Source organism: Pseudoalteromonas sp. APC 3893, assembly GCF_030408095.1.
In the GTDB taxonomy this organism is placed as follows: domain Bacteria; phylum Pseudomonadota; class Gammaproteobacteria; order Enterobacterales; family Alteromonadaceae; genus Pseudoalteromonas.
On record NZ_JASDCD010000022.1, the window covers coordinates 52673 to 63615 of the forward strand.

The following is a 10943-nucleotide window of genomic DNA, read 5'->3' on the forward strand; positions in this document are numbered from 1 at the left end:
ATGAACTCGACGCAAATGACACTGACTGTAATTAATGCACAGCAAGGGGATGAGTCTGCATTTAATTTGTTATGCAACTTTTTATATAGACCCAGTTTTCTCTTCGCGATGAAGTTGTGCAAGCAGACGGACTTAGCAAAGGATATTACGCAAGAAGCGTGGACTGTTGTGGCAAAAGATATTCGTAAACTAAAAGAGCCAAGCGTATTCAAAGCGTGGTTATTTAGAGTGGTGTATCACAAATTTATTGATGCAGCGCGTAAAAGTAAAATCATGGAAAGCTTTCAGTCAGATAAGCATGAACAAGCAACAGATATGACGAGCAGTAATGAGCAATCGATTGATTTACTGAAACTAATAAATAACCTACCAGATAGTGAACGACACAGTGTTTATTTGTTTTATCTTGAGCAAATGTCAATTAGCGACATTGCTTTAATAACAGGTGTAGCGGTTGGAACGGTAAAGTCACGCTTACACCGAGCAAGAGCGCAACTGGCAATAGGGTTAAATGAGTAATTGGAGAGAATGATGATGAGTTTTGATGAAAAAATTAAACAGAGTTTGCAAGCAGAGCAACACAATTTAGAGTCTCTTTTAGAGAGTGATCCTAGTTTATTTAAACAGCTAACTGGTTTATATAAGGGAAAAATGCGAATTTGGACTATTTTAGGTACGTTTTTCGCTTTTATACTTACAGCTATTTTTATACTATCAGCGTATCAATTTTTTAATTCCGAGCAGCAATTGTTTTGGGCAGTGTGTTTTGTGAGTAGTTTAATGATGCAAATTGCAATAAAGTTGTGGCTGTTTATGGAAATGAACCGACAATCGATAACTAAAGAAATCAAGCGAAGCGAGCTTGAAATCAGGCTAATGCTCAGTGAGCATTTAAGCTCCAACAGTCAAACTTAAATTAAAATGTAGATGTAAATGTAAAAGGAAAATACAATGCAGTTAAGATCTCTAGGCGTTAATACTAATAGCTTCTTGTTACTCGCTCTCTCTTTATTGTTTGCTGCAAATGTTAAAGCCGCATTTGTAAAGGCAGATGGCTTTGACTTGGAATATGAAATTGCAGGTGCCGGTAAACAAATTGTGGTTCTAGAGGCGGGCGGTAGTGCTGGTCTGGATGATTGGAACTCGGTTTTTAGTTCCATAGCTGAGCAAACTAAGGTTATTCGATACTCGCGTGTTGGTAATGGTAATTCAACCGCAATTAAACGACATTTTACGTCAATGGAATATGCTGATCATCTTAGTGAATTTTTGTTGGCGCTGGAGATTTCAAAACCAGTGATACTTGTTGCACATTCTTATGGCGGCAGTATTGCGCGAGATTTTGCCGCAAAATACCCACAGCAGCTGAATGCTTTACTCATGCTAGACCCCTCTTCTGAACACGATATAGATATACTGCGAGCCATAAACTTAGAGCAAGGGAATAAAGAAATCGCGCAAATAAAACTAACTGATATGGCTAATGGGATGTCGAATCAATATTTAGATTTTTGGAGTAAACGGCCTTTACCAGACTATCCACAGATTAAAGATATACCAGTCACAGTTATTGCGTCAGTGCGTAAAGTGGCTGAACCGAGTAATTTATTTTATACAGACAAGGGCCGAATTATGTGGGGGGAGATGTGGCAGAGCTGGGCAGCTGAGTTCCCTCAAGGGCACAGTGTATTAACCGAAAAAAGCGGTCACTTTATTCAAAATGATGAGCCTATGCTGGTGCTACGAGAGTTAAGACGTTTAATAAAGATACTGGATGAGAATAAGCATCCATGATTATATATTGCTAAGCTTTAAGTAGGTCAGAATTTAGAGTGAGCTATTCTTAATTCTGCTGTGGGACTGAGTGTTATTACATAGATGTTGAACTATTTTAACTAACGCTAAATTACTCAAGCACAAGCAAAGCAATAATCTCGAAAAAGGACTCATACTTGAGCTGAAGAAAAAATCTATTATAGTTTAGGAATGCTATATGAATGAACAGGTAAGAAAAAAGTTCGCCACTTACCCAGCAAACGTTGCTGTTGTATTAAATGAGGTGAGGAGCTTAATCCTCAAGGTTGCAACTGAAGAAGGGAGCAGTGAGCTTGAAGAAACACTCAAATGGGGTGAGCCGAGTTATATCTCTAAAAGTGGTTCAGCAATTCGATTTGATTATAAGGAAAAATCACCGCAGCAATTTTGTATTTACTTTAACTGTAAAACCAAACTGATCGACACATTTAAAGAGTTGTATGGTGATACCTTTGTCTATCAAGGCAACCGTGCGTTGGTATTTGAAATCAGCCAAACATTGCCAAATAAAGAGCTTGCGCATTGTTTGTCTCTGGCCTTACGTTACAAAAAAATAAAGCACCTGCCATTATTAGGTACATAGATTTATTTATGATTATTTTAGGTAACTTTTACCTACTGAAGTTGTGGACTGAAGATATTTTGTGCAAACAAACAGTTTTTAAGCTGTTTTATGACACATGTATTTAAAAACATGTTAAAACTTCAATATTAGAATTTATGAAGTGACTATAATGACGTTAATAATAAAATTAATAGCTGGTATACTCGGCGGTATTTTAGTGGGTTTATATGTTCCGCTAACAGGTGTTGAGCTTCTTTATACTGTTAAAGAAATCATAGGACAATTGATTTCATTTACTATCCCATTAATTATTCTATTCTTCATCGCCTCTGGTATTGCTGGGTTGCCAAAAGGATCAGGGCATTTACTTGGCAAAACGGTTGGATTTGCTTATGGCTCGACAGTCATAGCGGGCACGTTAGCTGTATTAGTTGTCAGTGCTATTATACCTCTGTTTGATGGTGGCCTGAGTTTTGAAGCTGAAGTTGCAACAGAAGTCGCCAGTTTTATTGATTTAGAAATCCCTCCTCTAATGGGTGTAATGACGGCCCTTGCGACAGCGTTTGTTTTTGGTATTGGTATGAGCCAACTTGAACTAGAAACGCTCAAAAAGGTGTCTGATCAGGGGCGTGATGTTATTGATGGTTTACTAGCAAAAGTAATCATCCCGGCGTTGCCATTTTATATTGCCGGTGTATTCGCAGAAATGACAGTGGCAGGTACTGTTGTAGACACATTACAAACTTTTGGTGTGGTACTTGTTGCAGCGCTAGTCATGCATTGGCTGTGGTTAAGCATTCTTTATATTGGTAGTGGTATTTTATTAAAAAGAAACCCTGTTGAATTAATCAAAAATATGCTTCCTGCTTATTTTACAGCGCTAGGTACTATGTCTAGTGCAGCGACCATTCCTGTATCATTGCGTGCAAGTAAAGCAAATGATGTAAAAGACGATGTTGCTAACTTTACAGTTCCACTGTGCGCCACCATTCATCTATCGGGTTCAACCATCACGATTGTAACGTGTGCGATGGCGGTGATGTTTTTATCACCTAGTATGGATGTGCCGTCTTTATTTGGTATGTTGCCATTTATTATGATGTTAGGTGTCGTGATGATTGCAGCGCCTGGTGCACCAGGTGGCGCGGTAATGTCAGCGCTGGGTTTATTAACGAGTATGCTTGGTTTTAATGAAGGTGCTGTTGCGCTGATGATTGCACTTTACTTAGCACAAGATAGTTTTGGCACTGCCTGTAATGTAACCGGTGATGGTGTAATTGCTTTGTGGGTTGACCGTTTTAGTGAAAAAGCGTCATCTTAAATTCGTATTGTGAAACGATAATACAGTTATCGTTTCATCTTTTATGTGTTAATGTGACGCATTAAATTGTCGTTATGACATGCTGTTAGGTTATATGAGGGTGTTCCATTGATTAATGTACTTTTAGTTGATGACCATGAGCTTGTACGCACAGGGATCAGACGTATATTAGATGATATTCGTGGATTCAAAGTGGTTGGTGAAGCAAAAACAGGTGAAGAGGCCGTGCAATTTTGCCGCCAGCATTCACCTGATATTGTTTTAATGGACATGAACATGCCAGGTATTGGTGGTCTAGAGGCGACGAAGAAAATTTGCCGCTATTGCCCTGATGTTAAAATTATTGTGCTAACGGTACATTGCGAAGATCCATTCCCAAGTAAAGTAATGCAAATTGGTGCACATGGTTACCTGACTAAAGGGGCTGGCTCTGATGAAATGGTAAATGCCATTCGTGCCGTAAATGCAGGCCAGCGTTATATTGCTCCTGAAATAGCGCAACAAATTGCGTTGGCGCAAGTTACAGGGCGCACTGACGAAAACCCATTCCAAAGTTTATCTGAGCGTGAACTACAAATCATGTTAATGATCACCAAAGGTGAAAAAGTGCAGGATATTGCTGAGCGCCTTAATTTAAGTTCTAAAACAGTGAATAGTTATCGCTATAGAATGTTTGAAAAGCTTAATGTAAGCGGTGATGTTGAGCTCACACACTTGGCTATTCGCCATAAAATGATCGACATAGACAGTTCGCACTAAATCTGTTTTATGGCCGAATTTGATCATGCCCACTTTCTAAAAACATTATCAAGTGAACCTGGTGTATACAGGATGCTTGATAGTGAAGAGAAGGTTATCTACGTTGGTAAGGCTAAAAACCTTAAAAAGCGTGTTAGTAGCTATTTTCGTAGTAATGTAACAGACAGTAAAACACGTGTATTAGTTAGTAATATTTGTGGTATCGACATTACCTTGACGAATACTGAAACCGAAGCGTTATTACTTGAAAACAACTTAATAAAAAAATATCAACCGCGCTACAATATATTACTGCGCGATGATAAATCTTATCCCTATATTTTATTAACGTCTCATAAGCATCCCCGACTTGCGTTTCACCGTGGTAGCCGAAAGGTAAAAGGTGAATACTTTGGCCCTTTTCCTAGTGCAGGTGCAGTGTCAGAAAGCTTGCGCTTAATGCAAAAGATTTTTCCTGTTCGTCAATGTGAAGATGCTTACTACCGTGCACGTAGCCGTCCGTGCTTACAATATCAATTAAAGCGTTGTTCAGCGCCATGCGTTAATAAAGTAAGTGATGAAGAATATACTGAACAAGTCGATTATGTTCGTAAATTTTTAACGGGTAAGTCTCACGAAGTTATCGCGGATCTTATTAGTAAAATGGAAGCTGCCAGTAAAGCTTTACACTTTGAGCTTGCTGCGAAGATACGTGACCAAATTATGTTATTGCGTAAGATGCAAGAACAGCAATCAATCTCAGGTAATTACGCTGAGATGGACGTGGTAGGATTTGCTCATTTGAATGGACTGAATGGTATTCACTTATTAATGATCCGCGACCACAAAGTACTGGGCAGTAAAACGTATTTTCCTAAGGTACCTAAAGATTCATCACAAGAAGAAATTTTAACCTCATTTTTAGGGCAGTATTATTTAGCTCCAGGGGCAACGGGTCGAATTGCAAAAGAAGTTATTTTGCCTTTCGGGCTTGAAGAAGCTCCTGTACTGAGTGAAGCATTGAGCCAAATAAGTGAGCGAAAAGTTAACTTAAAAACGGTTACCCGGGGTGAGCGTGGCCAGTACTTACAACTTGCGAATAAAAATGCATTAAATAGTATAACCGTTAAACAAAGTACCATCGACTCAATCAATAAACGTTATGCGCAGCTTAAAGCAACCTTAGGGCTAGATGATATTAATCGAATGGAATGTTTTGATATCAGCCATACTATGGGTGAGAACACAGTAGCGAGTTGTGTTGTATTTGACTCCCAAGGGCCAAATAACAAAGAGTATCGTCGCTTTAATGTTACAGGTATCACAGGAGGCGATGACTATGCCGCGATGGAGTTTGCTTTAAATAAGCGTTACAACAAGCTTGTTGATGAAGATAAAATTCCCGATGTTATCTTTATAGATGGTGGTAAAGGGCAGCTTTCACGAGCTGAGCAATATTTTGAAACTTGGCCACATGTTAAAATGCCGCTGTTAGTTGGTGTTGCTAAAGGTACGAGCCGTAAACCAGGCTTAGAAACATTATTAATTGACGGTGGTCGTAAAACGATTCCTATGGATTCTGATGCACCGGCGTTACACTTAATTCAGCATATCCGTGATGAATCACACCGTTTTGCAATTGCAGGGCACCGAAATAAACGTCAAAAACAACGCACTCAATCCTTGCTAGAAGAGATAAGTGGTGTGGGATCTGTACGACGCCAAACGTTATTAAAATTTTTAGGGGGCATGCAGGGTGTAAAAACTGCTAATATAGACCAATTAAAGCAAGTTCCTGGGATCAGCCCTGACATGGCTGAGAAGATATTTAATCATTTGCATGACAAGGGCTAGCCCTTCGTGCGAATATAGAAAAAAAGACATCTCCAAGTAGTTATGTGGAATATTCCAAACACACTCACAACCTTTAGACTTTTTCTTATCCCCATTTTTTTGGTGATATTTTATTTACCTTATTCATGGGCCTTTTTTGCTGCCGCATTTATTTTTTGGCTTGCATCAATAACCGATATTCTTGATGGCTACTTAGCACGTAAGCTTGAGCAATCAACTCCCTTTGGTGCATTTTTAGATCCTGTAGCTGATAAAGTAATGGTGTGCGCTGCACTCGTTGCACTATCGAGTTATTATCAGTCTATGTATATGACTATTCCAGCGCTAATTATTATCAGTCGCGAGATAGTTATATCGGCTTTACGCGAATGGATGGCTGAGCAGGGAAAAAGAGGCAATGTTGCCGTATCTAATATGGGCAAGATCAAAACAGCTGCACAAATGTTAGCTATAATAGGTCTGATCTGGCAGTACGATACATGGATGATGTACTTAAGCTATGGCTTATTGTACATTGCAACCTTCTTAACATTGAGTTCAATGCTGCAATATTTAGTAGCTGCATGGAGTGAATTGACTAAAAATTGATTGTAAACGTCTAATAACGCACCGTTTTAGATAAAAAATAATCAAACAGTTCAAAACTAGCATTTTTTGTATTGACGCGTTTAATAATCTCTGTAGAATGCGTCCGTGTTGAGAGGGCATAGCCCCTTAGATAAAGAAAGCGGCACTAGCTCAGTTGGTAGAGCGCGACCTTGCCAAGGTCGAGGTCACGAGTTCGAGCCTCGTGTGCCGCTCCAATTTATCTTAAAGGCTAACCCCGGTATTGGGGCGGAATGGCAGAGTGGCCATGCAGCGGATTGCAAATCCGTCCACCTCGGTTCGACTCCGGGTTCCGCCTCCATTCAACACTCCACATGCTTTAAATAGCAAACTCGATGCCCGAGTGGTGGAATTGGTAGACACAAGGGATTTAAAATCCCTCGACTAACAAGTCGTGCCGGTTCAAGTCCGGCCTCGGGCACCACTTTGTGGTTGAATTACATCGCCAAGTGTAATTTATAAAAACAATGTTACATAAATTAGTTTATGTAAAAATTAGAATTAATATGATGCGGCACTAGCTCAGTTGGTAGAGCGCGACCTTGCCAAGGTCGAGGTCACGAGTTCGAGCCTCGTGTGCCGCTCCATATTAGTTTTATCCACTTGCTTTAAATAGCAAACTCGATGCCCGAGTGGTGGAATTGGTAGACACAAGGGATTTAAAATCCCTCGACTAACAAGTCGTGCCGGTTCAAGTCCGGCCTCGGGCACCACTTTTAATTATTCTACCAAGATAATTAAAAGTTAGATAAAAATATTTATATTACTGAAAAGTTTTATGCGGCACTAGCTCAGTTGCCAGAACGTTTTGCCGCGACATGGTCGCGCAGCAATGTACAAATTACTGACAAAGTTTAATGCGGCACTAGCTCAGTTGGTAGAGCGCGACCTTGCCAAGGTCGAGGTCACGAGTTCGAGCCTCGTGTGCCGCTCCAAATTATTTGGAAGCGTTAAGGCGGAATGGCAGAGTGGCCATGCAGCGGATTGCAAATCCGTCCACCTCGGTTCGACTCCGGGTTCCGCCTCCATTTAATTACTCCACATGCTTTAAATAGCAAACTCGATGCCCGAGTGGTGGAATTGGTAGACACAAGGGATTTAAAATCCCTCGACTAACAAGTCGTGCCGGTTCAAGTCCGGCCTCGGGCACCAATTTATCTCTTTAATTAGAATAAACTCTTCTGAAATATATCTTACCAATTAATTCCTATTTTAATCTTAATACTATACATCTATGCTATCAGCACGTTTAAGAGTGTTTTTGTATGGATAACTTTAAGCTGGGTCTTAACCAACTATGGGTAGGATTTGTATTTGATGTCTGTTTAGGGTTTTCATTGTTTTTCATACCAGGGGCAATTGTTTTATCTACTGTTAAGCGATGTTCTTAAAATTAGTCATCAAAGTAGATTAGTAGCCCAAGCAAGCCAAATGGTCGACCATCCTCAAGATAAAATTGCATCAGGCACAGAAAAGCTGTCATCACCCTCTATTGCTAATATTGATAAACGGGCATTCCAAAAGGTGATGACAGCAATACAAGAGTATCAAACTCGCTCTTCAGAACTGATGTCAACGGCACAGAAGTTAGCTCTTAAACAACAATTACAACAGCAGCTAAACAAAGAGCTAGAAGCTAAATTTGACTCACAGCAAGTAGATAAGGCAATGGGGATTTTTATGCTGATCGTAGAAAACAAAAATTAAATGAAACCAAGACACCAAAAAGGGAGCACTGAGGCTCCCTTAGTTAACACCTAAAGCTATTAGTCTTTATGCCAAATACCTTTTGGTATGCTTTGATCAAGTTGTTTGTTCTGGGTTGGATCGAAACTCGGAATTTTTCCAGCTTTACGTTGTGCGCTGTAATCATTCGAAAGCCAAAATACGACACCTGATAACATAAACAGGGCAATCACGTTTACTATTGCCATCAAGCCCATGGAAATATCAGCTAAAGTCCAAATTAGACCTAGTTCACTTACAGAGCCAAACATCACCATAGCAAGTACAATTATGCGGAAGATAAGCATACCATGTTCATGGTTGTGCTCTAGAAAGAGCAAATTAGTTTCTGCATATGAATAGTTAGCAACAATAGAAGTAAATGCAAAAAACAGTATAGCAATGGCAACAAAGACTGCCCCCCAACTTCCAACGTGTTCTTCAAGTGCTGCTTGCGTTAAAGCAATACCTGTAACACCTGAGTCAGCGACAAGCTGGTCTGAAAGTAATATCAACGCAGCAGTTGCACTACAGATCACTACCGTATCAATAAAGACTCCCAGCATTTGTACATAACCTTGTGATGCTGGGTGTGGTGGATTAGGTGTTGCAGTAGCAGCAGCGTTTGCGGCACTACCCATGCCTGCTTCATTTGAAAATAGGCCGCGTTTGATCCCTTGAATCATCGCTTGCATAACACCGTAGCCAATCGCACCTGCACCAGCTTGCTCGATTCCAAATGCGCTATTAATAATACGCATAAATACGGTTGGTAATTCTGATGCATTCATTGCACACACATACAGTGCAACAAGTAGGTAAGCTAAGGCCATAAACGGCACTACCATTTCAGCAAAACGTGAAATAGTCTTAAGGCCACCGAATATGATAATGCCAGAGCCGAGTACCAGTACTAAACCAACCACGTAGTTAGGTATATCAAAGGCCACTTCAAATGCAGCGGCGATAGAATTTGATTGCACAGCATTAAACACTAAACCGAAGGCTAGAATTAGACACAGAGAGAATATCACCCCCATCCAGCGTTTACCTAAACCATACTGCATATAATAAGCAGGGCCACCACGAAAGTTACCATGTTCATCCCGTGTTTTATACGCTTGTGCTAAGGTACTTTCAGCAAAACTGGTAGCCATACCTATTAATGCAATCAGCCACATCCAAAAAATAGCACCTGCACCACCTAAATAAAGTGCTACAGCAACACCCGCCATATTACCAGTACCTACCCGCGCTGCTAGAGAAGTACAAAAGGCTTGAAATGATGAAATGCCATTTTTATCACATTGGCGAGAATTAAACATGACCTTAATCATGTGAGGGAATTGCACAAATTGAATGAACTTAAGTTTAATGGTAAAGAACAGTCCAGCTGCTATTAATAAGTAGACGAGAATATGACCCCATAATAGTCCACTTATACTATTTATTATATCTATCATGTTATATGCCTAATGAACGAGTTTGTAAAACAGCGGGCAAGTTACCATAAGCTGAACTGATAGTTTAGTGTAGAGATGAAAAAATGCGGGTTATCCACAGGGTTTTGTTAGTAAGTTGTCAGTTTCTTTTGGGTATCACGGGTAGAAAAATTAAATGCACATTTATGAATAAAAACGCTTGCGTAAAAATCTGTTCTCCCTATAATGCGACCCCACTGAGACGGCAGAGCAGGCAACGCTTAGCGAGGCAAGCAAGTCACTTAGTAAGTCGAGTAAAACTTGAGTTTAGATTTTTAAAAAGTTTAAAATTAAGTGTTGACAAAAAAATAGGAAAGCGTAACATGCGCAGCCCTAGCGAGATAAAGCAAAGCGCTTTAATCGCAACGTTCTTCAGTCTTGAGCCAGAACGTCGTTCTTTAAAAATATAAAGCAATCATCTGTGTGGGCACTCGTACAGATTGAGTTCTAACAGCCAAACTACTTCGTTCTTTATTGAGCAAGTAACGAGGCAAACAAATTTAGAGTCTCAATTGAAACTGAGTGACCAACAGAATAGTTACTTTTAGTAATTATTCAGCACAGTCAATTCAATATCGAAAGATATTAAATAAATTCAGAATTCATTGAGCTGTTCTTCGGAACATAAAACTTTTAATTGAAGAGTTTGATCATGGCTCAGATTGAACGCTGGCGGCAGGCCTAACACATGCAAGTCGAGCGGTAACAGAGAGTAGCTTGCTACTTTGCTGACGAGCGGCGGACGGGTGAGTAATGCTTGGGAACATGCCTTTAGGTGGGGGACAACAGTTGGAAACGACTGCTAATACCGCATGATGTCTACGGACCAAAGGGGGCT

10 protein-coding genes, 8 tRNA genes and 1 rRNA gene are annotated in these 10943 nt (G+C 40.1%); 18 read left to right on the top strand and 1 reads right to left on the bottom strand.

The features are described 5' to 3' along the window. From QMA12_RS18410 to QMA12_RS18490, 17 genes are all read left to right on the top strand, one after another. Nucleotides 1-519 (top strand): RNA polymerase sigma factor, encoded by a 519-nt coding sequence (locus QMA12_RS18410; protein ID WP_290210964.1) that lies wholly within the window; start codon nucleotides 1-3, stop codon nucleotides 517-519. A 9-nt stretch (nucleotides 520-528) separates the two neighbouring features. Continuing rightward, nucleotides 529-915, top strand: coding sequence for a DUF6768 family protein (locus QMA12_RS18415; RefSeq protein ID WP_290210965.1), 387 nt, complete (start codon nucleotides 529-531; stop codon nucleotides 913-915). 36 nt (nucleotides 916-951) lie between these two features. Beyond that, nucleotides 952-1794, top strand: coding sequence for an alpha/beta fold hydrolase (locus tag QMA12_RS18420; RefSeq protein ID WP_290210966.1), 843 nt, complete (start codon nucleotides 952-954; stop codon nucleotides 1792-1794). Nucleotides 1795-1993: 199 nt separating this feature from the next. Beyond that, nucleotides 1994-2398 (top strand): DUF1801 domain-containing protein, encoded by a 405-nt coding sequence (locus tag QMA12_RS18425; RefSeq protein WP_290210967.1) that lies wholly within the window; start codon nucleotides 1994-1996, stop codon nucleotides 2396-2398. A 151-nt stretch (nucleotides 2399-2549) separates the two neighbouring features. Continuing rightward, the gene (locus tag QMA12_RS18430) at nucleotides 2550-3701 is read left to right on the top strand and encodes a dicarboxylate/amino acid:cation symporter (RefSeq protein WP_290210968.1); all 1152 of its coding nucleotides are present in this window, start codon (nucleotides 2550-2552) and stop codon (nucleotides 3699-3701) included. Nucleotides 3702-3809: 108 nt separating this feature from the next. Beyond that, a complete protein-coding gene (gene uvrY / locus QMA12_RS18435; RefSeq protein ID WP_087533264.1) occupies nucleotides 3810-4460 on the top strand; it encodes a UvrY/SirA/GacA family response regulator transcription factor in 651 nt (216 codons plus the stop codon). Between the two features lie 9 nt (nucleotides 4461-4469). Then, nucleotides 4470-6293: an excinuclease ABC subunit UvrC gene (gene uvrC / locus QMA12_RS18440; protein WP_290210969.1), complete on the top strand. Its 1824-nt coding sequence runs from the start codon at nucleotides 4470-4472 to the stop codon at nucleotides 6291-6293. A 42-nt stretch (nucleotides 6294-6335) separates the two neighbouring features. Further along, entirely contained in the window at nucleotides 6336-6881 is a 546-nt protein-coding gene (pgsA, locus tag QMA12_RS18445) for a CDP-diacylglycerol--glycerol-3-phosphate 3-phosphatidyltransferase (protein WP_087533266.1), read from the top strand. A gap of 139 nt (nucleotides 6882-7020) precedes the next feature. Next, nucleotides 7021-7096 (top strand) — tRNA-Gly (locus tag QMA12_RS18450). Nucleotides 7097-7126: 30 nt separating this feature from the next. Continuing rightward, a tRNA-Cys gene (locus QMA12_RS18455) sits at nucleotides 7127-7200 on the top strand. A gap of 36 nt (nucleotides 7201-7236) precedes the next feature. Further along, nucleotides 7237-7323: transfer RNA gene (locus tag QMA12_RS18460), tRNA-Leu, on the top strand. Nucleotides 7324-7410: 87 nt separating this feature from the next. Continuing rightward, a tRNA-Gly gene (locus tag QMA12_RS18465) sits at nucleotides 7411-7486 on the top strand. 39 nt (nucleotides 7487-7525) lie between these two features. Beyond that, nucleotides 7526-7612: transfer RNA gene (locus tag QMA12_RS18470), tRNA-Leu, on the top strand. A gap of 146 nt (nucleotides 7613-7758) precedes the next feature. Next, nucleotides 7759-7834, top strand: a tRNA-Gly gene (locus QMA12_RS18475). A 19-nt stretch (nucleotides 7835-7853) separates the two neighbouring features. After that, nucleotides 7854-7927, top strand: a tRNA-Cys gene (locus QMA12_RS18480). A gap of 37 nt (nucleotides 7928-7964) precedes the next feature. After that, nucleotides 7965-8051, top strand: a tRNA-Leu gene (locus tag QMA12_RS18485). 279 nt (nucleotides 8052-8330) lie between these two features. After that, the gene (locus QMA12_RS18490) at nucleotides 8331-8606 is read left to right on the top strand and encodes a hypothetical protein (RefSeq protein WP_290210970.1); all 276 of its coding nucleotides are present in this window, start codon (nucleotides 8331-8333) and stop codon (nucleotides 8604-8606) included. 59 nt (nucleotides 8607-8665) lie between these two features. On the opposite strand, the gene QMA12_RS18495 is transcribed toward QMA12_RS18490, so the two are convergent. Further along, entirely contained in the window at nucleotides 8666-10087 is a 1422-nt protein-coding gene (locus tag QMA12_RS18495; RefSeq protein WP_290210971.1) for a sodium:alanine symporter family protein, read from the bottom strand. 652 nt (nucleotides 10088-10739) lie between these two features. On the opposite strand from QMA12_RS18495, the gene QMA12_RS18500 reads away from it, so the two are divergent. Beyond that, nucleotides 10740-10943 (top strand): 16S ribosomal RNA (locus tag QMA12_RS18500); the annotation flags it as partial.

Coding starts and splice junctions, on each gene's coding strand:
- QMA12_RS18410 (WP_290210964.1), top strand. CDS start 1: ATGAACTCGACGCAAATGACACTGACTGTAATTAATGCACAGCAAGGG.
- QMA12_RS18415 (WP_290210965.1), top strand. CDS start 529: ATGATGATGAGTTTTGATGAAAAAATTAAACAGAGTTTGCAAGCAGAG.
- QMA12_RS18420 (WP_290210966.1), top strand. CDS start 952: ATGCAGTTAAGATCTCTAGGCGTTAATACTAATAGCTTCTTGTTACTC.
- QMA12_RS18425 (WP_290210967.1), top strand. CDS start 1,994: ATGAATGAACAGGTAAGAAAAAAGTTCGCCACTTACCCAGCAAACGTT.
- QMA12_RS18430 (WP_290210968.1), top strand. CDS start 2,550: ATGACGTTAATAATAAAATTAATAGCTGGTATACTCGGCGGTATTTTA.
- uvrC (WP_290210969.1), top strand. CDS start 4,470: ATGGCCGAATTTGATCATGCCCACTTTCTAAAAACATTATCAAGTGAA.
- pgsA (WP_087533266.1), top strand. CDS start 6,336: ATGTGGAATATTCCAAACACACTCACAACCTTTAGACTTTTTCTTATC.
- QMA12_RS18490 (WP_290210970.1), top strand. CDS start 8,331: ATGGTCGACCATCCTCAAGATAAAATTGCATCAGGCACAGAAAAGCTG.
- QMA12_RS18495 (WP_290210971.1), bottom strand. CDS start 10,087: ATGATAGATATAATAAATAGTATAAGTGGACTATTATGGGGTCATATT.